The 24,993-nt window shown below is 71.9% G+C and carries 14 protein-coding genes and 1 pseudogene; 8 read left to right on the forward strand and 7 right to left on the reverse strand.

Annotated elements, in window-relative coordinates; genetic code table 11:
* Positions 1-168 precede the first annotated feature (168 nt).
* On the reverse strand, positions 169-1,152 hold the full coding sequence (locus BN1555_RS03045) for a pectate lyase family protein (RefSeq protein ID WP_093797619.1): 984 nt from the start codon (positions 1,150-1,152) through the stop codon (positions 169-171).
* 113 nt (positions 1,153-1,265) lie between these two features.
* The gene (locus BN1555_RS03050; RefSeq protein ID WP_093803134.1) at positions 1,266-2,189 is read right to left on the reverse strand and encodes an arabinan endo-1,5-alpha-L-arabinosidase; all 924 of its coding nucleotides are present in this window, start codon (positions 2,187-2,189) and stop codon (positions 1,266-1,268) included.
* Between the two features lie 573 nt (positions 2,190-2,762).
* On the opposite strand from BN1555_RS03050, the gene BN1555_RS03055 reads away from it, so the two are divergent.
* Positions 2,763-3,560, forward strand: coding sequence for a pectate lyase (locus BN1555_RS03055; RefSeq protein ID WP_218058172.1), 798 nt, complete (start codon positions 2,763-2,765; stop codon positions 3,558-3,560).
* 43 nt (positions 3,561-3,603) lie between these two features.
* A complete protein-coding gene (locus BN1555_RS03060; protein WP_093797623.1) occupies positions 3,604-3,924 on the forward strand; it encodes a hypothetical protein in 321 nt (106 codons plus the stop codon).
* Positions 3,925-4,010: 86 nt separating this feature from the next.
* Here the strand turns inward: BN1555_RS03060 and BN1555_RS03065 are convergent, their stop codons facing one another.
* The 4 genes from BN1555_RS03065 to BN1555_RS40050 all read right to left on the reverse strand — a co-directional run bounded on the left by BN1555_RS03065 (position 4,011) and on the right by BN1555_RS40050 (position 8,469).
* Positions 4,011-5,936: a rhamnogalacturonan lyase gene (locus BN1555_RS03065; protein ID WP_176709934.1), complete on the reverse strand. Its 1,926-nt coding sequence runs from the start codon at positions 5,934-5,936 to the stop codon at positions 4,011-4,013.
* 427 nt (positions 5,937-6,363) lie between these two features.
* Positions 6,364-6,891, reverse strand: coding sequence for a DoxX family protein (locus tag BN1555_RS03070; protein ID WP_093797627.1), 528 nt, complete (start codon positions 6,889-6,891; stop codon positions 6,364-6,366).
* A gap of 113 nt (positions 6,892-7,004) precedes the next feature.
* Positions 7,005-7,793: a sulfite exporter TauE/SafE family protein gene (locus BN1555_RS03075; protein ID WP_093797629.1), complete on the reverse strand. Its 789-nt coding sequence runs from the start codon at positions 7,791-7,793 to the stop codon at positions 7,005-7,007.
* A gap of 13 nt (positions 7,794-7,806) precedes the next feature.
* The gene (locus tag BN1555_RS40050; RefSeq protein ID WP_255305846.1) at positions 7,807-8,469 is read right to left on the reverse strand and encodes a recombinase family protein; all 663 of its coding nucleotides are present in this window, start codon (positions 8,467-8,469) and stop codon (positions 7,807-7,809) included.
* A gap of 733 nt (positions 8,470-9,202) precedes the next feature.
* Here BN1555_RS40050 and BN1555_RS03090 point away from each other — a divergent pair.
* The 5 genes and pseudogenes from BN1555_RS03090 to BN1555_RS03115 all read left to right on the forward strand — a co-directional run bounded on the left by BN1555_RS03090 (position 9,203) and on the right by BN1555_RS03115 (position 21,837).
* Positions 9,203-11,230, forward strand: coding sequence for a HelD family protein (locus BN1555_RS03090; protein ID WP_176709935.1), 2,028 nt, complete (start codon positions 9,203-9,205; stop codon positions 11,228-11,230).
* 566 nt (positions 11,231-11,796) lie between these two features.
* Positions 11,797-13,640: pseudogene (locus tag BN1555_RS03100) on the forward strand (S8 family serine peptidase).
* Between the two features lie 178 nt (positions 13,641-13,818).
* Positions 13,819-16,782, forward strand: coding sequence for a helix-turn-helix transcriptional regulator (locus BN1555_RS03105; RefSeq protein WP_255305847.1), 2,964 nt, complete (start codon positions 13,819-13,821; stop codon positions 16,780-16,782).
* A 31-nt stretch (positions 16,783-16,813) separates the two neighbouring features.
* Positions 16,814-19,375 (forward strand): SpoIIE family protein phosphatase, encoded by a 2,562-nt coding sequence (locus tag BN1555_RS03110; protein WP_093797634.1) that lies wholly within the window; start codon positions 16,814-16,816, stop codon positions 19,373-19,375.
* The gene (locus tag BN1555_RS03115) at positions 19,372-21,837 is read left to right on the forward strand and encodes a SpoIIE family protein phosphatase (protein WP_093797636.1); all 2,466 of its coding nucleotides are present in this window, start codon (positions 19,372-19,374) and stop codon (positions 21,835-21,837) included. The genes BN1555_RS03110 and BN1555_RS03115 overlap by 4 nt, the downstream gene beginning before the upstream one ends.
* A 499-nt stretch (positions 21,838-22,336) precedes the next feature.
* On the opposite strand, the gene BN1555_RS03120 is transcribed toward BN1555_RS03115, so the two are convergent.
* Positions 22,337-23,872 carry an alanine/glycine:cation symporter family protein gene (locus tag BN1555_RS03120; RefSeq protein WP_093797638.1) on the reverse strand — a complete coding sequence of 512 codons (1,536 nt, stop codon included), beginning with the start codon at positions 23,870-23,872 and terminating at the stop codon, positions 22,337-22,339.
* Positions 23,873-24,288: 416 nt separating this feature from the next.
* On the opposite strand from BN1555_RS03120, the gene BN1555_RS41530 reads away from it, so the two are divergent.
* The gene (locus BN1555_RS41530) at positions 24,289-24,921 is read left to right on the forward strand and encodes a Na+/H+ antiporter NhaA (protein ID WP_369688935.1); all 633 of its coding nucleotides are present in this window, start codon (positions 24,289-24,291) and stop codon (positions 24,919-24,921) included.
* The last annotated feature ends 72 nt before the right edge of the window (positions 24,922-24,993 follow it).

The raw sequence follows: 24,993 nt of genomic DNA on the forward strand, positions 1-24,993 counted from the left end.
GGGCCGTAGGACTCGCTGGGCAGCCGCTTTCCCGTCCTTCCCCGCCGTGTCATGCGCCTCAGGACTTCCGCTCACGTCCCGGTCACCGCGACCGTGGCGCGGCCGCCGCCCGCTGCCCGCGGGGGGCGGCCGCTGTGCGCCGGCCGCTCCCCGGCGGCCGGCGGCCGGTCAGCCGATCCGGCCGGTACCCGCGCCCGCCGTCACCGAGGCGACGACGGAGGAGGCCGGCTCCGCCGTGTAGCTGTACGGCGGGTTCGTGAAGGAGCCCGTACGGGATATCTCAGTCGCGGCGCCTCCGAGGTCGTTGCCGCGCAGCACCGCGTACCCGTCGACGTCACTGCTGCGGCTGGTGGTCACGGCGAGCTTCGTCGTACGGAAGACGTTGTTCTCGACGAGCATCTGCGCGCCCATGCGGGAGTGCACGGCGGTGTCGGCGCCCTGTACGTAGTTGTCGTAGAAGTGGCCGGTGCCGAAGCGCAGACTGGGGATGCGCGAGAAGACGTTGCTGAAGTGGTTGTGGTGGTACGTCACACGCAAGTGCCCGGTGTCCTCGGCCGCGTTGTTGTCGCTGTGGCCGACGAGGCTGCCCTTGAAGTGGTCCTTGAAGGTGTTCCAGGACACGGTGACGGAGTCGGACGCGTGCGTGATGTCCAGAAGTCCGTCGTAGTAGTCCTTGTCGCCCTGGTTGCGGTCGGCGGAGAAGGCGTTGTGGTCGATCCACACCTTCGTGGACTTCTGGACGGTGATGCCGTCGGCGGGGGCCACGGGCTTGCTGATGTTCAGGTTGCGGACGACGACATTCGTCTTCTCCTTGATCCGCAGCCCGCCACCGGTGAAGCCGGAGGACGAACCGACGCCCAGGACGGTGGTGTTGGATCCGATGTCGACCTGTCCGGACAGCGGGATGAGCCCGGACACCTTCACGACCTTGGCCGAATCGCTCGCGACGGCGGTCTTGAAGGCGGCGAGCGTGGAGACGGTGGTGGCAGGTGCGTTGCCACCGCCCGTGGTGCCGGCGCCGAAGCCGATGGGCGCGGCTTCGGCGGCGCCCGCCGAGTCGGGGGCCAGCGTGGTGAGAGCGAAGGCGGCCGCGCAGCCGGCGGCGAGTGCGGCGAGACGCCGCGGGGTGGTGAGGGTACGGAGATCGCTCATGAGGGGGGTCCTTCCCTGGGTGGGGGGATGAGCGGGTGACGTGAGCCGGGCTCGCGGAGGACCGCGCGTCCCGGTCCCCGGTGTCCGTGCGTGGTGTTGCCGTCGATCTGCCGTCAGTACGCGGTGGGCCAGCCGCCGTTCCAGCTCAGCAGGTTGAGGCCGAGCTTGGGCGCGCCGGCGTCATTGCCGTCGTAGTAGTGGTAGACGAGCAGGTCGCCGTCGGAGTCGGGCATGATGTCCTGCCCGCCGGGGCCGATCACGGATCCTTGTGACGCCATGACCACGGTGCCGCCGTCGTTGTTCATGGGGACGCCGTTGCGGTCGTAGTACGGCCCGGTGGGGCTGGTGGCCCGGCCGACCTTGATCTTGTACGTGGAGGCGGTGCCGCTGCAGCAGGTGTCGTACGAGGCGAAGAGGTAGTAGTACCCGTTCCGCTTGACCACGGTCGGGCCCTCCACCGCCCTCGCCCCCGTGGGGCGCGAGGCGAGCGAGTGGCGGGTGGTGTCCCCCGCGTACTGCTTGCCGGTCCCGGGGTCGAGGCGGATCATCTTGATCCCGCTCCAGTGGGAGCCGAAGGCCAGCCACCACTTGCCGTCGCCGTCGACGAACAGGTCCGGGTCGATGGCGTTGTAGTCACTGCTGGAGGTGGAGGAGTAGACGATGCCCTGATCGCTCCAGCTGCCCGGCAGGCCGGTCGAGGAGGTGGCGAGGCCGATGGCGGAGGTGTTGGAGCCGAAGCTCGAAACGGAGTAGTACATCAGGTACCGGCCGCCGTGGTACGAGATGTCGGGTGCCCACGGGTCGTTCGCGGACGAGTAGCGCGACCACCAACCGGGCGGTGAGGAAAGGGCGTTGCCGTTGCGGCTGAAGGCGGTGCGGTCGGTGGAGGTACGGGACTCCAGGTAGCCGTGGGTGGAGTAGAGCAGGTACCGGCCGTCCGACTTGCGGAGCATGGTCGGGTCGTGGACGACCACGTCCCCCGTAACCCTTCCGGGTCCGGGATAGGCGGAGGCGCTCGACGGCATCAGGGCCAGCATGACGGCGGCGGGCAGGGCGAGGAACGAAGATCTGCGCAGAGTGCGGCTCACACGCTTCTCCTTCAACTCGGTGGTTCACATGACGCATTGTTCGAAATGTCGAACAATGATCGCGACTTCGGACGTGATACTGAACGGGAAAAACGGGGGCCGCGCACCGGACAGCGATGGTGCGAACGGGAGCGGGGCGACCACTCGGCGCCCTGGAACCGGACGCCGGCAACGGACTCGCGGCGGGGCCCCCCGGGCCGAGAGTGGCACGCCCCCCACCCCCGGGGCAATACCCTTGCACTCCTTCCAGAGTTCACCCGTTCAGACAAAGTTCATGAATAAAAACAATCCTTCCCCCGGCCCGACCCCCCTTCCGGTGCGCACCTTCCCCCTTCCGGGCCTGCTCGCACAGCCCGCACGCCCAGCAGAACCGGAGGCAACAGGGGGTGGTGCGGAGGTGGCCCGCCAGAAACGTCATGTCCACCTGATTGACATGAACCCGTCCTCTCTCTAGTTTCTCGGCAACCGACCGAGTTCATGAACATGAACACGGCGGGCTGTGACTCATCAAGGAGGAGCACCATGGCCCTACGCGACAAAAACCGGCGAGCCATGCCGACATCCCGCGTTCTCCTGTCCGCCCTGGCTCTCGCCCTGCCGGCCGTACTGATCGGCAGCGGTCCCGCCGCGGCGGCCGCCTGGCCCACGCCGGCCGGGCAGAAGGCCGTCCCCACCACGATCAAGGTGAGCGGGGTCGTGGACGGCAAGATGGTCCGTCACTACGGCAGCGGAGACCTCGGTTCCGGCGGTCAGGACGAGGGCCAGGGACCGCTCTTCGAGCTGGCCGACGGCGCCACGCTCAAGAACGTGATCCTCGGCTCCCCGGCCGCCGACGGCATCCACTGCAAGGGCACCTGCACGCTCCAGAACGTCTGGTGGGAGGACGTCGGCGAGGACGCCGCCACCTTCAAGGGCACCTCCGCGTCCCAGACCATGACCATCGACGGCGGCGGCGCCCGCAAGGCGTCCGACAAGGTCTTCCAGCACAACGGCCCCGGCACGATGGTCATCAAGAACTTCCAGGTCAACGACTTCGGGAAGCTCTACCGTTCGTGCGGCAACTGCAGCAAGCAGTACCAGCGCCACGTGGTGATCCAGAACGTGACCGTCACCGCTCCCGGCAAGTCCCTCGCCGGCATCAACTCCAACTACGGCGACACCGCCCGGCTCTCGGCCGTCACCATCGTCGGCGACAGCAGCCGCAACATCGTCCCCTGCGAACGCTACAAGGGCGTCACCAGCGGCGAACCCACCAAGCTCGGCAGCGGACCGGACCCCACGCACTGTCTGTACAGCGCCTCCAGCATCACCTACAAGTAGCCGGCGCCCCCCACACCGAACTCTCCGAGCAGAGGAACCCCCCATGGCAGAACTCCCTCTCCGCAAGAGAAAACCCGGACTTCGCGGCGGCACCGGCCCGGCCGGCAGCAAGGTGGAGCCCCTCGACGCCGGTGGTGCCGCCTGGGACCCCCGCCGGGGAAACACCGGCGGGAACGCCCACTCCTTCGCGCGGACGAGCAGCACGTCCAGCGTGAACCCGGACACGGACGGCTTCCCGCGGGCCCTCGGACGGCGCGGCGAGGCGAGTCCCTCCACGTACCGGTCCAGCGTGCGGGCGGGTGCTGAGGTCTTCACCCGCAAGGGCCGGCCGGACACGAGTTCGTACGCCGCCACCGCCGGGTAGCGCGTCCGCCAGAAGCGGCACGGACACCGGGCCGGCTCCGCCCCCACGGGCGGCGCCGGCCTCGGTGCGTGGCAGGGTGCGGCCGGTCAGCGGGCGTACACCGCCGGCCTCGGCGGAGTCGGCATCCTGTCGCCGATGAAGAAACTCGGGTGGGGCGGCTGGTTGTAGGCCGTGTTCTGCCAGGCGACGGCCTCGCGGTACTGGACGTCGTGCATCAGCGTGGTGATGCGCGTGGTGGTGACCGCGGTCGTGGTGTACACGCGCAGCGCGCTGCTGTCGGTGGTGCGCCAGACGACTTCCTCGCGCCAGTCGCCGAAGAGGTCACCGCTGAGGGCGGGGGTCGCCTTGGTGCCGTTGTTGGAGGCCACCCCGCTGCCGGTCAGCAGACGCGTCTCCCCGCCGGTGCCGTACTTGTCGACGCGGGTGCCGTCGAGCAGTTCCCGTACGGGATCGGCGTCCCACCAGGCCAGGAAGTTCGTCGAGGACGGCTTGCGGCCCACGATCCGCCCGGCCGGGTCGCGTACGCCGTCGCCCCCGGTCGAGGACCAGGACTCGGCGCCCGCGCTGCCCGCCCAGATGTCGGCGGACACTCCTCGGCCGTTGTCGCCGCCCGCCGGGGTCGACCACAGGATCTGACCGGTGCGCGCGTCCGCCATCCAGGAACTCGGCTTGGTGCTGTCCTCGTCGACCTTGAACACCTCCAGGCCGCTCCGGGAGGGGGCGAGGTCGCCGACGTGCAGGGCGTCCCCGTGGCCGTTGCGGGTGTTCCACAGCCCGCGGCCCGTGTCGTCGACGGCCATGGAGCCGTAGACGATCTCGTCGCGGCCGTCGGCGTCCACGTCCGCGACGGAGAGGTTGTGGTTTCCCTGGCCGGCGTACGCGCTGTTGCCGGACGCGCTGGAGTCGAAGGTCCAGCGCTTGGTCAGCCTGCCGTCGCGGAAGTCCCAGGCCGCGATGACACTGCGCGTGTAGTAACCGCGCGCCATGACGATGCTCGGCCGCTGTCCGTCGAGGTAGGCGGTGGCGGCGAGGAAGCGGTCCACGCGGTTGCCGTACGAGTCGCCCCACGAGGAGACGGTCCCGCGGGGCGGGTCGTAGTCGACGGTGGAGAGCGCCGCACCCGTCCGGCCGCTGAACACCGTGAGGAACTCGGGGCCGGTGAGGATGTAGCCCCCGGAGTTGCGGTGATCGGCACCGGCGTTGCCGATGACCGTGCCCCGGCCGTCGCGGGTGCCGTCGGCCGTCTTCATGGCGATCTCGGCGGACCCGTCCCCGTCGTAGTCGTACACCTGGAACTGCGTGTAGTGGGCGCCCGCCCTGATGTTGCGTCCCAGGTCGATGCGCCACAACCGGGTGCCGTCGAGCCGGTAGGCGTCCATCAGGACGTTCCCGGTGTACCCGGACTGGGAGTTGTCCTTGGCGTTGGACGGATCCCACTTCACCACGAACTCGTAGCGCCCGTCGCCGTCGAGGTCGCCGACGCTGACGTCATTGGCGCTGTACGTGAAGCCGTCACCGGCCGGTGGGACCTGGAGCGGCACGTCGCGGTAACCGCTGCCGAAGGCCAGCGCCGGGGCGGACGGCGCCTGCTCCACTCCCCCGACGACGGCGCGCACCGTGTACGTGCTGCCCGCAGCGGCTCCGGAGTCGTAGTGGTTCGTCGACCCGGTGATCGGGGAGGCGTTGACCCTGACCGAGCCCCGGTAGAGGTTGAACGCCACGGTGTCGGGGTCGGTGGCGAGCCAGCGCCAGCTGACGAAGTTCCCGGTGCCCGAGCGGACGCTGACCAGGCCGCGGTCCAGGTCCTCCACCTGCCGCGCGGCGGCCGCCGCGGGCTGCGCCGCTCGCGGGGCGGCGGACTCGGGAAGTACCTGCGCGCCGGCCGTCCGGGAGGCCGCGGGGATCGCGGACGCATGGGTCGCCGCGCCGGCGCCGGACAGGAGCGCCAGCGCCGCACCGGCGCACAACAGCCTCCGGGCCCTGGGGATTCTTTGTGAGACGTGCGGTGTCATCTGGGGGGTCCCTTCTTCGTCGGAGCGGCCCGGTGGTGACGCCGACCAGCTTTAAAACGATTCAAAAGCGGACCGTGCGGGACGCGCGCCGGAATCGGTGTGGGAGCGCTCCCAAGGTCCCTGCTGGAGGACTGCCCGTCAAGATCTGGCGCAGAACTTTCCGTACTCCGTACCGCCCCGGGCCGGCCGGGCCGCGCGCCCGGCACGACACCCGGCGTGGCAGTCGTGTCAGCCGTCGAGGACGGCAAGGACGGCGAGGCCGAGCCTGCGGGGGCGGTCCGGGTCCACGATCACGAGACCGGCGGGGTGGTGTGCGCGGCAGGCACCCCGGGGGGCGCTCAACGGCTCTCCGCATCCGGCCGCGCCGCTGTCCGGCGAGGGCACCGGGGTGAAGCGATTCCTGAAGGAGGCCGCGCCGGCTGCCCCCCTACTCCTCGGTCTGGGCGGCTTCCGCCTGCTCCTTGCTGCGCTTGCCGAGGACCACGGCCGCCGCGAGCGCGCTGCCGGCGAAGGCCAGCGCCACGGTCCATGGCTGGTCGAACCGGTGCCCCGTCGCGTGGTCCACCGAGTAACGGCCCGCTCCGGTGATGCCGATGGCGGCCGCGGTGAAGCCGAGGAACCCGGGGTACTCGTAGCCGCCCGCCTGGGCGAAGAACCCGGCGGGCGCGTGTACGGCGACGGCCCCGGCCATGGCTCCGGCGGCCGCCGCGCCCGCCGCGGGCGTGGCGAGCCCGAGGGCCAGCAGCAGTCCGCCGCCCGCCTCTCCGAGCCCGGCTGCGACGGCGCTCTGCCGGCCGGGCTTGAAGCCCATGTGTTCCATGGCCGTCGCGGTCGCCTCCACTCCTCCGCCACCGAACCAGCCCAGCAGCTTCTGCGTGCCGTGCGCCGCCAGTACCGCGCCGGTGCCCGTACGCAGTACGAGCAGGCCGAGGTCGCGCCGGTTGATGGATGCCATGGAGGTCTCTCCCGTTCGACAAGGGGACGTGTCTACTGGTCCACCTTCGTCAGGAAACCCTCCGTGCGCACCTCGGAGCCGCCGTCGGGGCCGAGGCCACGGCCGTCGGTCTGTCAGCGCAGCAGCAGCTGAAGGCCGCCCAGTACGGTCGCTCCGATCACCAGCTGTTCGAAGAGCCGCTGGTTGATCCGGTCCACGCATACGCGGCCGAGGTAGGCGCCCGGGACGACGAAGAGCACCAGGGCCGCGTCCAGCAGCAGGGACCGCAGGTCGATCAGGCCGAGGCCGACGCTGAACGGCACCTTCGAGGTGTTGACGATCAGGAAGAACCACGCCGACGTCCCCAGGAAGCCGAGCTTCCGGAAGCCGGCGGAGAGCAGGTAGAGCGACATGACGGGGCCGCCCGCGTTGGCGACCATCGTGGTGAACCCGCCGAGCACACCGTACGAGCGGGCCTTGAGCCGGCCACCGCCCGATGCCGTGTCCGTCGCCGGCGTCGCGGCCGTCGCCGTCGAGGGATCCGCCTCCGGTTCCGGGACTGCGCGGCGGCGCCACAGTGTCACCCCCGCCATCAGCAGCAGGATGGCGCCGATCGACATGCGTACGGCGTCGTCGTCGGCCCACAGCATGAACACCGCGCCGACCACCACACCCGCCGCGACCGCCGGGAACAACCGCAGCAGGGTCGGCCAGTGGGCGTGCCGACGGTAGACGAGGACCGCGATCAGGTCTCCGGCGATCAGGATGGGCAGCAGTACCCCGGTCGATTCCCGGGCCGGCAGCACGGCGGCGAAGACCGCGAGGCTGATCGTGTTGGCCCCGCTGACGGCGGTCTTCGAGAAGCCCACCAGGGCCGAAGCGGCGGCCAGTGCCGCGAATTGCCAAAACGTGATGGTGTCCATGCCAGGACTGACGCTACAGCCCGGCCGGTCCGGACCCTCCCCCGTCCCCGGGCATCTCAGTCCGTGGAACCCGGTCGGCGTGCGTGTACGGCGACCGGTCCGGCCACGGGCGCGGACGACGGGAGCCGGGCGGGTTCGGCTCCGCGCGGGCGTAGTCGGCGAGGGCCGGTTCGAGCAGTCCGAACGCGCGGGTGGCCTCCTCTGCGAGGACCGCGGCGATCTCGGGGTGGGTACGGCCGGCGAGGGTGCGCTCCTGAATGCGGCGGAACAGGACGCGATGCACTCCTCCGAGCAGGGCCGCGGCCGTGCGCGGGGTGATGTCGTCGCCAGGGGCGCCGGTGGCCCCGGCGAGGACGTCGGCCAGGGCATTCTCGCGTGGGTCGTGCAGTCCGCGCAGGCACGCCGAGAGGGGGCCCTCGGTGATCACGCGGGTGAACTCCGGGCCGGTGAAGCCGACGGGCCCTGCGCGGTCGCGGTGCAGGACATCGAGCACGTGGAGGATGTGCCCGGTACCGCGCACCAGGCGGAACACCTCGGAGAGGTGCACAGCGTCGCCCGGCCGCGCGTACCCGAGCAGCTCGCCGGACTTCGGCCGCTCCAGCGGGTGAAGGCGGCCGGAGGTCCCGGCCTGCTCCCCGAAGACGGCCGGGGCCTCGATCCCGGCCTCGTCCAGCACCAGGTTCTGGCGGTCGGCCGACCTGGTCGGCCGACACCCGCTGGCAGACCAGGTCGGCCGTGCCGCTCCCCGTTGTGGTGGTCGCATTCGACGCCGGCCGTCAGCAAACCCTGTTGTCAACCGTCATCGGATCTGATGGGATCTGCGCCGCCGACAGGCCCCGGAAATCCCGGGTTCATCGGATACCCGCCGCGCCTGTCTTCATTCGTTCCTTTGACGATGTCAAAGACGCGTAGACCGAAGACCGGCGGATCCAGTTGGGCGGGGCCGGGTCGGACGGTCCGGGCACAGACGGACCTGCCGCCGGGCGTCGCGGCAGCGAATGGGACAAGAGTTCACCGATCCGTACCCATTCTGTGCTCGTCTCCTCGGTCGGGTCGCCAGACGAAGCGACCAGATGCCCCCTGGCAGTGAGCGCGATGGCGCCGGTCGCCTCACCGGATCTTCCCCCTTTTCCCGAGCGCGGAAAAACATCGCCGGCATCCAAGGGCGGGCTCGCCATAAGGCAGGCGGGCATCGGGAGCGCGATCAGCGATATACGGAACGGCGGAATGCATGGTACGCCATACGGTCAACCGTCATGGATTCAGCCGTAGGGCCATGGCTCACCCAGTAAGTCAAGGCTTATCTTCCGGGAACTTTGACCGTATGGTGTGGCCCGAATCGAAGGAGCCCCCTGTTGTCGAAAATCAATGATCCCGCTGTACGTGCGGTTGAATTGGAGCGGGATTATGTGTCCTCCTTATATGAGTTGCTCACCGAGCGGCTTTCCGAGGCGCGAGCACACCGAGCGAGTGTGCTGAAGGCTCCGGCGGAAAGCGCCGGTGAGGCATATGAGAGAGAAATCGCCGCCGAGCGTCTGGCCAAGGAAATCGGCCGGCTGGAGGGCGCCGAAAAGGGGCTGGTCTTCGGGCGCATCGACTGGACGGATGGCGCGGCCCTGCGCATCGGGCGGATCGGACTGCATACGGAGGAGGACGACCTGCCTCTGCTCGTGGACTGGCGCGCGAACGCGGCACGGCCCTTCTACGAGGCGACACCGGTCCACCCGATGGACCTGCGGCGGCGCCGGCACCTGCGCCTCGAGGAGCGCACGGTCATCTCGGTGAGCGACGAACTGCTGGACGGGACCGCCCCGACCGAAGAGGACGTCGTGGGGGACGGCCCGTTGACCGAGGCCCTGTCGGCACGGCGTACGGGCAGGATGCACGCGGCTGTCGCGACGCTGCAGGCCGAGCAGGACGAGATCGTCCGCTCCGCCCACCGCGGGGTGACCGTGGTGCAGGGCGGGCCCGGCACCGGCAAGACGGTGGTCGCCCTGCACCGGGCGGCCTACGTCCTGTACGCGTTCCCGCGCGCCGCGGAGGAGGGCGTCCTGGTGGTGGGCCCGAACGCCCGGTTCCTCGACTACGTCTCCCAGGTCCTTCCCTCGCTCGGAGAGAACGACGTCGTTCTGGCGACCTGCCGGGAACTGGCCGGAGTGTCCACGGACACGGTGGACCCGTTCGACACGGCCCGTCTCAAGGGCAGCTCCGACCTCGCCGACGCCTTGGCCGGCCTGCTGCGCGCCCACCAGGCCCCCGCCGGTGACTTCGCCGTGCGGGTCGGACGGGAACTGGTCCACCTGTCCGGGGCGGAAGTCGCCACGGCACGCGACGCCGCCGTGGCAGCCGTACCGGGGCACAACCCCGCGCGCCAGGTGCTCAAAGAGCTCTTGGTCGACGCCGTCACCGGCGCGATGCAACGAGACATGGGCGACCTGCTGGAGCAGATCGACACCGATGCCGAAAGGATGACGGGCATGAACCTCGACCGGTTCACGGGAGCCGCCCAGCACCGTGCCGAAGGTGCGGCCGACCCGGGTCCGGCCCACGAGCTGGACCTGGACGCCGTCCGAGCCGAACTCCTCGACGACGCCGGCGTCGACCGAGCGGTCGAGGTGGTGTGGCCGCGGCTGGTACCCGGTGATCTCGTGAAGGCGCTCCTGACGAACGCCGGCGCTCTCGCCGAGCACCTGCCCCGCCTGACCGCGCAGGAGCGGTCCCTGCTGCTGCGCGGTCCGGACGACCCGTGGACCGATGCCGATGCGCCGTTGCTGGACGAGGCGGCGAGCCTGGTCGACGGCCCCCCTGAGCGGACGTACGGGCACGTCGTCGTCGACGAGGCGCAGGAACTGACCGCCATGCAGTGGCGGATGATCGTCCGCCGCTGCCCGGCAAGGGCGATGACGCTGGTGGGCGACTTCGCCCAGGCAGGCCCGGTCGCGACGGCACGCGACTGGAAGGAGGCACTGAGCCCCCACGTCGGACCGCGGTTCAGACTGCACGACCTGACCGTCGGCTACCGCACCACGCAGGAGATCCTGGAGAGCGTCCGGGACCTGCTCACGCGGATCGCTCCGGACCAGAAGCCCGCACGGTCCCTGCGAAGCGGTGAGAGCCCCCGCACCGTGACCACACCTCCGGACGGGTTGGTCACCGCCGTCGTCCGGGAACTCCGCGCCCAGAGCACCGCGCACCCGGGCGAGCTTCTGGGAGTGATCTGCGCGGACACCAGGGTGGGCGAGCTGACGGCCCGAGGCATCGCTCACCACGCGCGCATCGTGCCGGCGTCCGAAGCACGCGGCCTGGAATTCGACGGGGTCGTCGTCATGAACCCCGAGGAGATCATCACGGCCCGCCCCGGTGGGGAGAGGGACTTGTACGTAGCCCTGACCCGGGCCACCAAGCGCCTCTGCACCATCACCGTCCAGCCCGCCTGACGACTCGGCGCCCGCGTCGTCGTCGCGGGCGCACCCGGCGCGGTACAGACACCCTCGGAGCGGTGTGCCTTGAGTGAGGGATGCCGGATCCCGGCCCTCTGGATCAGCCAGAAGGCCCCGAAGCCCGGCTGGTGCGGGGAACGCAACCGCACACCTGGCTCGGCACGACCCCCGCGGGCGCCCGCCGCACCGCGTGGGCGGGCCCGGGAACAGCTCTGGTTGCCGCTCCGGCGGGTCAGGTGCCCGCCGTGCGGTCGCGGCGCGGTGTTCCCGGCACCAGGGCGCCGCCCCGCCCCTCCCCGGCCCCCTCACGGGGGTGACAAGGGTTTTCCCCGTATCGGGTTCATCCCGCCGTTCCCTACTGTCTGCCGAACCAGCGCATCCCGTTCCCCGACTCTTGCCTGTCAGGTGCATGTAAAGGGTGGGGTACGCCGGGGACGGCCTTGACCCAGGGTCGTAGCGCCGGCGGCGGCGCACGGGCTCACCCGGCCCAGGAACCGCGCACCCGTGGCCCCCACGTCACGCGTGGCTCCCGCGCCGCCCGCCAGGCGCTCCGCACGTACGTCATGAAAGGGAACACCTTGAACGGTTCCAGGCGGAGACTCATATCCGTCGTGGCCGCGACCGCCACGATCGCCGGCGTCGTTGCCACCTCCACCGTGGCGTCCGCCGCCGCCGCGGGCCCCTCCCCGAAGCCCGCCCCGGCTTCGCAGGCCGTGACCGGACTGCCGGCCGCCCCGGTCGAGAAGGTCATCGTCACCTACAAGTCGGAGGCAGCCGAGGCCGGCTCCAACGCCGCTGCCAGGAACGACGCGGCCGCCAAGGGCAAGAAGACCGGTGAGAGCCTGTCGTTCGAACGCCGCCTCGCCGGCGGAGCCGCCCTGGTCGACCTGGGCGGCGAGGCCTCCGAGAAGGGCCTCACCGAGGTCATGGACGCCTTCCGCGCCGACTCCTCCGTCGCGTCCGTGGAGCCCGACATCCGCGCCTACGCGATGGCGGCCACCCCCAACGACACCGACTACGCCAAGCAGTGGGACCTGTTCGAGGCCACCGGCGGCATGAACGTACCCGGCGCCTGGGACAAGACCACCGGCAGCGGCGTCACCGTCGCCGTCATCGACACCGGTTACGCCGCCCACACCGACCTGGCCGGCAATGTCGTCTCCGGTTACGACTTCATCTCCTCGTCCGCCGACGCCCGCGACGGCAACGGCCGTGACAACGACGCCAGGGACGAGGGCGACTGGAACGCCACCGACGGCGAGTGCGGCACCGGCTCCAGGGCGAGCAGTTCCTCCTGGCACGGCACGCACGTGGCCGGCACCATCGGCGCCACGACCAACAACACCAAGGGCATCGCGGGCATCGCGTACGGCGCGAAGATCCAGCCCGTGCGCGTGCTCGGCAAGTGCGGCGGCTCCTCCTCCGACATCGCCGACGCCATCACCTGGGCGTCCGGCGGTACGGTCCCGGGCGCCCCGGCCAACCCGACCCCGGCCAAGGTCGTCAACCTGAGCCTCGGCGGCGCCAGTTCCACCTGCCCCAGCGTCTACCAGACCGCCATCAACGGTGCCGTGTCGCGCGGCACCACCGTGGTCGTCGCGGCGGGCAACAGCAACGCCAACGCCTCCGGCTTCACGCCCGCCAACTGCTCCGGCGTCATCAACGTGGCGTCGACCAGCCGCGAGGGCAACCGTTCGTACTACTCGAACTACGGCGCCGGCATCGACGTCTCGGCGCCCGGCGGCGAGACCCGCCGCGCCACCGACACGCCCGGCACCGTCACCACCCCGAGAACGGCATCCTCTCCACGCTGAACTCCGGCACCACCACCCAGTCCACCGAGAACTACAAGCCCTACCAGGGCACTTCGATGGCCGCCCCGCACATCGCCGGGCTCGCCGCGCTGCTGAAGTCCGTCAAGAGCACGCTCACCCCGGCCGACATCGAGTCCGCGATCAAGAGCAACGCCCGTCCGCTGCCCGGCACCTGCACCGGCGGCTGCGGCACCGGCATCGCCGACGCGGCGAAGACCGTGAACGCCGTCACCGGCATCACGCCCGGCGGGACGGTCTTCACCAACGCGGCGAACGTCACGGTCAACGACAACGCGACGGTCACCTCCTCGATCGCCGTGACCGGCCGCACCGGCAACGCCCCCGCCGCCCTCAAGGTCGACGTGGACATCAAGCACACCTGGCGCGGCGACCTGGTCGTCGACCTCGTCGCTCCGGACGGCACCGTGCGCAACCTGAAGACCTCGTCGTCCTCCGACGGCGCCGACAACGTCCTCGCGACGTACACGGTCGACGCGTCGAGCGAGGTCGCCAACGGGACCTGGAAGCTCCAGGTCCGCGACGTGGCATCGGGTGACACCGGCTACATCGACAGCTGGAGTCTCACCTTCTGAGACATCGGAAGTACAGCATCAACGCTGTTCAGGGGCGTGTCCGCAGCGTGCTGCGGACACGCCCCTCCTCAGGTCTGTCCGTATGCCGGACACCGGATCTGGACGGTGGCGGCCGACTCCGTATTCTCTGCTCGCACGGGCAGAGGGCCCGCGCGCACCGGAAGGCGGGGGTGGGTACGTGACGACGTCGGCGGTGTACCGGCCCGCGCCGGTCGGGCGGACCGAACTCCTCGCGCGGCTCGAACGAGTCCTGGAGACCCGCGGACGCGCCCTGCTCACGGGCCCTGCCGGAGTCGGCAAGACGGAGCTCGCCCTGGCCGCCGCCGCGCGCGCCGAGTCCCGGGGCGAGACCGTGCTCTGGCTCGCCACGCTCCCCGCCGACCGGAACATACCGGGTGCGTCCGCCGCCGCCCTCGTGGCGTCCGTGTCGGCCTGCGCGTCCTGGCCCGGTCCCGGGACCGCCCACAGCGGTCCGGGCGGGGCCGACGGATCCCACGGCCCGGACCGCCCGGGCGGAGCCGGCGGGCCCGGGACGTACGACGTCCTCGAAGGGCTGCCCGGCCCGCAGCGGACCGCCGTCGCCATGCTGTGCCGCGAGGCACCCGTCCCGGCCGACGGCTGGGACCCCATCGCCCTGCGGCTCGCCCTCGCCCAGATCCTGCGGACCCTCACCGCCGCGCGCGGCCCCGTCCTGCTGGTCGTCGACGGCGTCCAGCGCATCGACGACACCAGCGCCGACCTCCTGCGTTTCGCCCTCCACCTGGCCCCGTCCGCACTGCGGGTGGTCAGCGTGGAGACCCCCGCGGCGTACGCCCCGGACACACTCCGCGGCGGCATGCCGGGGCCGGGCGGGGCCGGCCCCGAGCCCCTGTGGGTACCGTCCGAGGCCGACGTCCTGGCCGTACCGCCGTTGCAGGCCGACCAGATCGCCGAACTCCTCATCCACCACCGGCTGCCGTCCCGGATGGCCGGCCGCATCCACCGGGCCAGCGGCGGCAACCCGCGTCTCGCGCTCGCCGTCGGCCGGTCCCTCGCCGACGCGCGGACCCCCGTGCACCACGCCGAGGCGCTGTCCCTGTCCGGGCGCGCCCGCGACCTCGCCCGCCAGCTCCTGGGCGCCGCCTCGCCCGCCGTGCGCTCCACGCTCCTGCTGGCGGCGCTGGCACTGCGTCCGACGGCGTCGCTGATCCGCCGCGCGGGCCGCCCCACCGCCGAGGCCGACCTCGCCGCCGCCGAGCGGGCGAACCTGATCTCCCTCGGCGAGGACGGGACGGTCGGCTTCACGGCCGGCGTCCTGCCGTCGACGCTCGTGCACGACTCCTGCTGGACCGAGCGCAGCGCCGGTCACGCGGCGCTCGCGCGGGTCGTGGACGATCCCGTCGAGGCGGTACGCCACCGGGCGCTGGCCACGGACGTCCCCGACGGGAAGCTGGCCGCGGAGGTCGCGGCGTCCGCCGACGCCGCGCGGCGCCGGGGGAACAGCGCCCTGGCCGCGGAACTGGCCCTGCTGGCCGCCGAGTCCACGCCCGTGCGGCACGGCTCGCAGCGGATCGCCCGGCTGGTGGACGCCGCCGAGGAGGCGGCCCGCGCCGCCCGCGCCGACCTGGCCATGCGTGCGGCCACCGATCTGCTGGCCCGGGACGCCGCACCGGCCGACCGCGTCCGCGCGCGGCTCGCGGTGCTGGACACTGCGGGCCAGGGGCTGAGCGACCTCGACGAGATCTACGTCCACGCCATGGAGGACTCCGAGGGCGACACGGCGCTGCGGGCGGCCGTCCAGCTCCGGCTGGCGGTGAAGTACGTCCTGGCCGACGGCGATCCCGTGCGCTCGCGGGCCGCCGCCGTCGAATCCGCCGCGCTCGCCGGCTCGGTGGGCGACCGCAGGACCGCCGCGAAAGCGCTGACCGTACAGGCGCGCATGGACCGCGTCCTCGGCTCGCCGGACGCGGAGCGGGTGCTGGCCGAGGCTCGGGCCCTGGAAGTCTTCGAGCGTCCGCTCGGTGTCCGCAACGCCGCACAGATACTGACGATCCGCCACGCGTTGTTCGACGACCGGCTCACCGACGCCCGCGACCAGCTCGGCGCCCTGCTGCCGCTGGTCGAGCGCCGCGGCCCGGTGGAGGACGCCATCGAACTGCTCCGTACGCTCGCGGAGACCGAGGCCCGGCAGGGGCAGTGCGCGGCGGCGCTCGCGCACGCCGGCCGCTCGCTCGCCCTCACGCTGGAGGCCGGACTCTCCCCCGGCCCCGCCTGGTACGCGCTGGCCCTCGCGGAGACCGCCGGCGGCAGCTTCGCGCGGGCCACGAGCTACGCCCGGCGCAGTGTGCGGGCCTCCGAGGAGGAGGGCGACCACGTCTTCCTCTCCCGCAGCCTGTACGCGCTGGGCCGGGTCCAGCTGATCGACGGGGACGTGGCGACGGCCCTGGAGACCCTGCGCCGGGTCAAGGCCGGCGAACGCGCCCAGTCGACCGTCGACCCCTCCATGCTGCGCTGGCACGAGGAACTGGCCGAGGCGCTGCTGGCGAACGACGCCCCCGAGGAGGCCGCGGCCCTGCTCGCCGGCGTGCGTCCGGTCGCGGAGCGTCTCGGCCGCACGACGGTGCTGCTCGGCTGCGACCGGGCGTACGCCCTGTACCTGGCGGCGAGCGGCAGACCGGACGAGGCCGTGGAGCTGCTGTCGCACACCGCCGGGCGGTTCGCCGCGGCGGGTCTGCCGCTGGAGCACGGCCGGGCGCTGATCGCGCTCGCCCGCGTGGAGCGCCGCCGCCGCAGACGGTCGGCCGCCCAGAGCGCGCTGCAGGCCGCGGCCGCGGTCTTCGAACGGGCCGGGGCCCTGCCGTGGCTCGGGCTGACCAGGGAGACGTCTTCCCGTACGGCCGAACCGGCGCCGTCCCGTGGAAGCACCACCCTGTCGTCCCTCACGGACGCGGAGCTGCGGCTCGCGCTGATGGTCGGCCAGGGGGCCAGCAACCAGGAGGCGGCGGCGAAGCTGTACCTGAGCGTGAAGACGGTCGAGGCCCGTCTGACCCGTATTTACCAGAAGCTGGACGTCCGGTCGCGCGCCCAGCTGGCGGCCGCCCTGACCGCCCTGCCGGGCCACCGGCCGACGGCGGCCGCCACGGAAAACCCGGCCGCGGGCTGACCGCGCCACGCGCGGCGCACGGTCCGCGAAGATGCGCGCCACCGCAGCCGGGGAGCATCCTGGCTGTGTGACCTGGTACGACGCGGCCGGGCACGCCCCGCCGGGCGAAAGCGGGGCGACGACCGGGAGACCGAACAGCAACGGCCGAGTTCCGGACGAACTGGTCCTGGTGCTCGCCCAAGCCGCAGTAAACGCGATCGAGTCTGCCGGCGGATACGCCGGCGGCATCTATTTGCGTTCCCGGAGGCCGGGACTGCTGCGACTGGCCGTGCTCTCCGGGCTGCCGGGACGGCTGTTCCGGCCCTGGTGGAACATGCACGTGAACCGTCCGTTCCCGGTGGCGGAGGCCCACCGCTCGGGCCGGGCCGTCCACCTCGCCGACGCCGAGGAGGCCATGCGGCTGTTCCCGCAGCTCATGGCGGGACTGCCGTTCCCGTTCGGTTCGATGTACGTGCCCGTCGCCAGCGACCGCGAGAAGTTCGGGGTGCTGGTGGTACTGCGCGCGGCCACGCCCGGGGTCCCGGTCGGCCACACCGACCGCCGCCGGGTGGAGCACGCCGCGGACCGGCTCGCCGCCGCACTCGGCGGGCTGAGCGCGAACGGGGAGCCCGTCGCGTGGGAGGGCGAGCCGGTATGCGTCCAGCTGCCCTCGGTCACCACACCGCCCGTGCGGATCGGGTACTTCGACTGGGACCTCGACGACGGCGCCGTGAACGCCGACGCGGAGCTGTGCGCCATCCTCGGCACCTCCCCCGCGGACTTCCCCGGCACCGTCGACGCGCTGGTGGCGGGGCTGGCGCCGGAGGACGTGTACGGGCTGTGGACGGTGGCCCGGCAGACGGCGGCCTCGGGCGGTCCGGTCGCGCGCAGGATGCGGCTGCGCGGGCCGGACGGGCGGGCGCACCTGCTCGAACTCTCCGCCCGCCCCCACCCGCCCGGAGGCGGCTCGGCGGGCCACCTGACCGGCTTTCTGCTGGACTTCGGATCCGGGCCGGTCGCCGCGGAGACCACCGACCGGCTCCCGGACGCCGTCTTCTCGCTCGACCGGCTCGGGCGGATCACCTATCTGAACCACAGCGCGGAGAGCCTGCTCGGTCACGCGCGGTCCGAACTGGTCGGCAATGTCCTGTGGGAGGTCCTTCCGTGGTTCGGGCACCCCGCGCACGAGGAGTACTTCCGGGCCGCGCTGATGTCCGACGAGGCCGTCCACTTCCTGGCCCGGCGCGAGTCCGCACCGGACGAGTGGCTCTCGGTCTCCCTCCATCCGGGCCACGACGGCCTGACCGCCACGCTGACCCCGGCGCCGCAGCCCGCGTACGCGCCCGGATCGGTCGCCAGGCCGGGCGCCGGACTCGGCTCCCCGGCCGACCGCGCGTCGGCGCTGTACCGCCCGGTCGCCCTGGCCATCGCGCTGACGGAGGCCGTCACGGCGCGCCAGGTGTCCGCCGTGGTCACGGACGAGCTGCTGCCCGCCTTCGGCGGCCGTCAGCTGGCGATCTACCTGCTGACGGAGGGCCATCTCTACCTGGCCTGGGAGACCGGCTTCCCGCAGGGCTTCCTCGACCGCTTCGAGGGGATCGGCCTCAACGCCCGGCTGCCCGGTGTGGAGACGCTGGTCTCCGGCCGCCCCATCTTCTTCGAGTCCATGGAGCACCTGGCCGCCGCCTACCCCGGCATCCCCCTCGACACCGATGTCGGCGCCCGGGCCTTCCTGCCGCTCATCGCCTCCGGGCGGCCCGTCGGCTCCTGCATCCTCGGCTTCGACCAGCCGCGCGGCTTCAGCCCCGAGGAGCGCACGGTCCTCACCGCCCTGGCCGGGCTCATCGCGCAGGCGCTCCAGAGGGCGCAGCGTTACGACACCGAGGCCGCCCTCGCCCGCGGCCTGCAGAACGCGCTGCTGCCGCACCGGCTGCCCGCGGTCGAGAACGTCGACACCGTCGCGCGGTACCTGCCCGGCACCCAGGGCATGGATGTGGGAGGCGACTGGTACGACGTCGTCGACACCGGACGGGGACTGGCCCTGGTGGTGGGCGACGTACAGGGCCACGGCGTCGCCGCCGCCGCCACCATGGGCCAGCTGCGCAGCGCCGTACGCGCCTTCGCACTCGCCGGGCAGAACCCGCAGGAGGTCATGTGCGACACCAACCGGCTGCTCATCGACATCGACCCCGGTCAGTTCGCCACCTGCTGCTACATCGTTCTGGACCCGGCGTCCGGCTCCGCGCAGGCCGTGCGGGCCGGGCACCCGCAACCGCTGCTGCGCCACCCCGACGGCTCGACGGAAGTCCTGGACCTGGACGGCGGCATCGTACTGGGCGTCGACAGCGAGGCGACGTACCCCGTCACCGAACTGCGGCTCGCGCCGGGCGCCGTCCTGGCCCTGTTCACCGACGGTCTGGTGGAGCAGCCGGGCGTCGACATCGACCTGGGCGTCGAGCGGCTGCGCGGCACACTGGCGGACGTCGGCTCGTCCCCCCTCGCCGAGACGGCGGACCGTCTGATCCGCGAGGCCCGGCAGACCGTCGACCGGCCCGACGACATTGCGCTTCTGCTCGCCGCCCGCTGGGCGGAACCGACAAGGCAGGTGACATGAGCGCGGTAAACGCAGCCGGGGACGCCGACTTCCGCGGCCCCCTCGACGTCTCCAGAGCGGCCACGGCCGTGCTGGACACCGACGGCACGGTCGTCGGCTGGAGCCCCGCGGCGCAGACGCTGCTGGGATACCCGCCGCACGAGGTGCTCGGGCGTCCGGTCGCCACCTTCGTCGTGGGCGGGACGGACGGGACGGACGGGGCCCGGGCGGCCACGCACCTGCCGGACACGGAACGCTTCCAGCGCCAGGTCCTCCGCATGCGTCACCGCGACGGCCACGTCGTCCGCGTGGTCACGGCCATGCTCGCGCTCTCCCCCGCGGGCACGGGCCCCGCCCGGCTCCTGACGGTGGCCGACGCCGAGGAGACGGAGCAGTGGGAGGTCCTGCAGGCGATGCTCCGGGGACTCGCCACGCAGTCCCCGGTGGGTCTGGCCATCTACGACACGGACCTGCGGGTGGTGTGGACGAACGCCGCCCTCTTCCAGGAGATGGGGACCATGCAGTACGCCGGTCTCGGCCCGGACGAGATGGTGGCCGACGGCAAGGTGCTGTCCGAGCGGTACCCGCCGACCCTGGAGGAGACGATGCGGCAGGTGCTCGTCACCGGCGAGCCCGTGATCGAGCTCCAGTACAGCGGCCGCCCGCCCTCGGACCCGGAGCGCGACCACATCTGGTCGTGTTCCTACTACTGGCTGCGTGACGCCGCGGGAGTCTCGCTGGGAGTGTGCGAGGAGACGTTCGACGTCACCGACCGCTACCTCGCACAGCAGCGGCTGGATCTCCTGGTGCGGGCCGGCGGACATGTGGGTACGACCCTGGACATGGCCCGCACCGCCCAGGAGCTCTGCACGGTCACCGTCCCGCAGTTCGCCGACGAGGTCACCGTCGACCTTCTGGAAGCCGTACTGGAAGGCGAGCAGCCCGTCCCCGGGACCGCGTCCGCCGGCCATGTGGTCCGGGTGTGGGGAGGGGCGGGGGACGGGGCCGCGGCCCCGTCGGAAGGCCGGCCCGCGGGGCGGCGGATCGACTACCCACCGGATTCGCCCCAGGCACGCAGCCTGGCCTCGGGCCGCTCGGTGCGGGAGCGCCCGGACCGAGCGGGAGCGGACGACACGGCCGGGCCGCCGCGCGCGCGGCTGGTGGTGCCCCTGCGCGCCGAAGGCGTCACGCTGGGCGTGGTCACGTTCGCGTGGGACCGCCGCCGCGACCCGTTCGACGCCGGCGAGCTGGCGGTGGCGGACGAACTGGTCGCACGGACGGCCGTATCCATCGACAACGCCCGCCGCTACACCCGTGAGCACACCGCGGCCCTCATGCTCCAGCACAGCCTGCTCCCCCGGGGGCTCCCCCGGCTGACCGCCGTCGAGCTGGCGTACCGCTACCTGCCGACGGACAACAAGGCCGGTGTCGGCGGCGACTGGTTCGACGTCATCGCCCTGTCGGGCACGCGGGTGGGCCTGGTCGTGGGTGATGTGGTCGGTCACGGTCTGCGCGCGTCCGCCACCATGGGCCGGCTGCGCACGAGCGTGCGCGCGCTCGCCCGGCTGGACTTCGCGCCCGACGAACTCCTCGCCCGACTGGACGACCTGGTCACGCAGGCGGCCAACGAGGGAGCGGCCCTCCCCGCCGAAGGCCAGGAGACGCCCTACGACGAAGCGCTGGGCGTGACGTGCCTGTACGCCGTGTACGACCCGGTGTCCGGCCTGTGCGGAATGGCGCGGGCCGGCCACCCTCCCCCCGCGCTGGTCGACCCCGCGACCGGCTCCGTCACCTTCCCCGACCTCCCGGCGGGCCCGCCGCTCGGCCTGGGGGGCCTGCCCTTCGAGACCACGGAGCTTGCACTCCCGGAAGGCACCATCGTCGCCCTGTTCACCGACGGCCTCGTCCGGAACCGCGACCGGGACCTCGACGACCAGCTCGACGGACTCGGCGGCGTCCTCACCGAGCACCACCGCCCCCTGGACGAGCTGTGCGACCGGGCGGTCGCGAAGTTGCTGTCCGGCCCCGTGGACGACGACGCCGCGCTGCTCCTCGTACGTACGCACAAGCTGGGCGGGCATCAGGTGGCCGTGTGGGACCTGACCGCCGATCCGGAGGCGGTCGGTCTCGCCCGCACCGTGGCTGCCCGGCAGGTCGGGGAGTGGGGACTGGACGAACTGGTCTTCACCACCGAACTGGTGGTGAGCGAACTCGTCACCAACGCGATCCGCCACGCCGCCGCCGGCCCGATCCAGCTGCGGCTCATCCGCGACCGGAACCTGATCTGCGAGGTCTCCGACACCGGCCACACCTCGCCCCATCTGCGCCATGCCGGCAGCGACGACGAAGGGGGCCGGGGCCTCTTCCTCGTCGCGCAGATGACCCAGCAGTGGGGAACGCGCTACACGTCCACCGGCAAGACGATCTGGGCCGAGCAGGCGCTCGTACGGGGCGGAGGGGGCGAGGAGGACACCGAGGGGTGACGACGGGCCTCACACCCGGGGCCGGGACCCGGGCACGCTCCCCGGTCCCGGCGCGGACGACCGGTCCGGCCTTCGCGGCGGGCGTTTCGCCGTCCGCATGGCCGCCGGCCCCCGCACCGGGTCCGGGCAGTGCTTCCGCAGCCCGGCACGCTCACCGGCCGAGCTGGCGCGTGGAACCTCGGCGACGTCCTGACCGGCAGGGAAGACGTCCTCGTGCTCAGCTCCACCGAGAACGCCCTCAGCCCTCCCCGCCCGGTACTCGCTCCCCTGACGGGGCGCGGACGTTCCGACGCGGAGCTGCTGACGCGGCCGGCCGCCGTGATCGACGACCACCGGGCGGCAGCCGCCCCCGGTCCGCTCACCGACCGGATCGCTGCCGTCGAGACGGCCGTCCACCGCGCCGGGAAGTGCGGCGCGGTGGACGCAAAGGTGAGCGGGCCCGTACACACCAAGGCGCGAAGTGTGTACGGGCCCGCTCGGGAGCCGGGCCGCGGTGCGGTCAGACGGTGGTCTTCACCGGCTCCTGGCCTTCGTCGGCGTCGCCGCTCTCGCCGGCCTTGCGGGCACGGACGAACTCCAGGAAGGAGTCCAGTTCGCGCTTGACGACCGGGGCGAGCAGGTACAGGCCGATGATGTTGATGACGGCGAGCGTGAAGAGCACGGCGTCGGCCATGTCGATCAGGGTCTGCAGCGTCAGCAGCGAGCCCGCGACGGCGAACAGGGTGTAGATCACCTTGTAGGTCAGTTCGCTGGTCCTGCTGCGGCCGAAGAGGTACGTCCACGCCTTGAGGCCGTAGTAGCCCCAGGTGAGCACGGTGGAGATGGCGAAGAGCGTCACCGCGACGGTGAGGACGTACGGGAACCAGGGCATGACCGTGGCGAAGGCGTCGGACGTGATCGTGACGCCGACGGGGGACCCGTCCCTACGCGCTTCGGCCCAGCTGGCGGGGTTGGCGATGACGATGGTCAGCGCGGTCATCGTGCAGATGACGACGGTGTCGATGAACGGCTCCAGCAGGGCGACCAGGCCCTCGCTGGCGGGGTGCTTGGTCTTGACCGCGGAGTGGGCGATCGGCGCGGAGCCGAGGCCGGCCTCGTTGGAGAACGCCGCCCGCTTGAAGCCGACGATCAGCGCGCCGAGCACACCTCCGGCGACACCCTGCGGGTTGAAGGCACGTTCGACGATCTCGCCGATCGCGGCCGGGACTGCGGTGACGTTGACCAGGATGACGACCAGGCAGCCGGCGATGTAGAGACCCGCCATGGCCGGGACGAGCCTGCTGGTGACCGAGGCGATGGAGCGGATACCGCCCAGGAGCACGACGCCGACGAGCGCGGCGACCAGGATGCCGAAGAACAGCGCACCCGTGGAGGAGCCCATGAGGCCCTCCTCGCCGCCGGTGACGGAGACGAGCTGCGCGTAGCTCTGGTTGACCTGGAAGAGGTTGCCGCCGAAGAGGCCGAAGAAGAGGATCATGGCGGAGGCGAGGACCGCGAGGACCTTGCCGAAGGTCTTGCCCCGGGCGCCGAAGCGGTCGGCGAGGCCCTTGGGCAGGTAGTACATGGGACCGCCGGAGACGGTGCCGTCGGCGTGCACCTCGCGGTACTTCACACCGAGGGTGACCTCGACGAACTTGGTGGCCATGCCGAGCAGGCCGCACAGGATCATCCAGAAGGTGGCGCCCGCGCCACCGATGGAGACGGCTACGGCGACACCCGCGATGTTGCCGAGGCCGACCGTGCCGGAGACGGCCGCGGTCAGGGCCTGGAAGTGGTTGACCTCTCCGGCCGACCCCTCCTCGTCGTACTTCCCGCGCACCACGTCCACGGCGAGGCGGAACTTGCGCAACTGGACGAATCCGAACCAGCCGGTGAACACCAGACCGGCGACCACGAGCCAGACGACGATGAGGGGCAGATCGGTGCCGCCGACGGGGAGGGCGTAGAAGACGACTTCCCCGAGCCAGCTGGCTATGGGCTCGAAGAAGCCGCTGACGGCTTCGTCGACGGACTTGGTGATGGAGTCGAGTGACACGGTGGCTACCTCGATGGCGCAGGGCCGGGCACGGGATGAGTGCGCCGGTGGGGTGCGGGCTTTGAGCGAACGCCGTTGTCCGATCGGCGACCCTGGGTGGGACGTCCGTGGACTTCGGACGGTGATCACCCTGGTCGTACTGCCGGTGCGTGCCGGCACTCCGCATCGCGGCGAGGGGTGGGGCCACCTGCGAAGTTGCGTAGTTCTACCATGCCTTTACGAAAATTTTAGTGATTCACGTCACACAACGGTCAGTGACATGGGAAAGTCCCAGCGAACGAAACAAGACCGTTATCCGAAAATGAGCCTCCGTTGAGCGAACAGGCCGCTTCCGCGCCGACGTGACGCGGGTGTGCCGGGAAGCCTGGTCGACGCCCAAGGGTCGCGCGCCCGGAAGCCGGTGCTCCAAAGGCCCCTTGTCCCATGGCCGGTGCCCCGCGCGACCGTTCCGCCTCCCCCGGCCTGCCCCCCTGCCGGAACACACGGCGGTCACCGCCACCCTGCGGACAGAGACAGCCGGCGGGCTCGCACTGCTCGCCGCCGCCCTGGTCGCCCTGGTCTGGGCGAACACCCCGTGGAGCGACGCCTGCGAGCACATACGCCACCTCCCTTTCGGCATCCCCTCTCCCGGACCGGACCTTTCCCTCCAGCACTGGACGGCGGACGGACCGCTCACCCTCGCCGTCGTCGACGGCCTCGGCGCCGTCCCGATCATCGCCGTCTCCTCCACCGGCGATCTCCACCTCGCGGCACCCGCCGGAGCCTTCGCGGGGCTGCCCGTCCTCTCCCTGCTCCAGCGATACCCCGTCACCCGCTGGTGGTGGAACGGCCGTTACCGGGGGCGCCCGTCCGGCGAGTGGGCGGGGAACGTTCAAGCCGCCCGATCCGGGGTGGGAGACGTAGTGGGCGAGTCGCCGGAGGGCCCGCCCGAACCCTCCGGAGTCCACCGGCGCCCGCGCCGGACCCGCCTGCGTGCGGAAGGGGTGCGAACCGGATCACCCCACCACTTCAGGAGCACTGGTGCACCCGCCTCTGCTCCGCACCGGTGAAAAGACCCGGCAGGCTGCGCGCGGCCGCCCGGCCGAATCGGTTCGGACTGATTGCCTGAACGCTTCCGCACT

It is taken from the genome of Streptomyces sp. Wb2n-11, from assembly GCF_001049855.1.
Classification (GTDB): domain Bacteria; phylum Actinomycetota; class Actinomycetes; order Streptomycetales; family Streptomycetaceae; genus Streptomyces; species Streptomyces altiplanensis.

What these genes read in the sequence shown, in the direction of transcription:
- BN1555_RS03045 (WP_093797619.1), bottom strand. Translation starts at nt 1,152, where the DNA reads ATGAGCGATCTCCGTACCCTCACCACCCCGCGGCGTCTCGCCGCACTC.
- BN1555_RS03050 (WP_093803134.1), bottom strand. Translation starts at nt 2,189, where the DNA reads ATGCTGGCCCTGATGCCGTCGAGCGCCTCCGCCTATCCCGGACCCGGA.
- BN1555_RS03055 (WP_218058172.1), top strand. Translation starts at nt 2,763, where the DNA reads ATGGCCCTACGCGACAAAAACCGGCGAGCCATGCCGACATCCCGCGTT.
- BN1555_RS03060 (WP_093797623.1), top strand. Translation starts at nt 3,604, where the DNA reads ATGGCAGAACTCCCTCTCCGCAAGAGAAAACCCGGACTTCGCGGCGGC.
- BN1555_RS03065 (WP_176709934.1), bottom strand. Translation starts at nt 5,936, where the DNA reads ATGACACCGCACGTCTCACAAAGAATCCCCAGGGCCCGGAGGCTGTTG.
- BN1555_RS03070 (WP_093797627.1), bottom strand. Translation starts at nt 6,891, where the DNA reads ATGGCATCCATCAACCGGCGCGACCTCGGCCTGCTCGTACTGCGTACG.
- BN1555_RS03075 (WP_093797629.1), bottom strand. Translation starts at nt 7,793, where the DNA reads ATGGACACCATCACGTTTTGGCAATTCGCGGCACTGGCCGCCGCTTCG.
- BN1555_RS03110 (WP_093797634.1), top strand. Translation starts at nt 16,814, where the DNA reads ATGCGCGCCACCGCAGCCGGGGAGCATCCTGGCTGTGTGACCTGGTAC.
- BN1555_RS03115 (WP_093797636.1), top strand. Translation starts at nt 19,372, where the DNA reads ATGAGCGCGGTAAACGCAGCCGGGGACGCCGACTTCCGCGGCCCCCTC.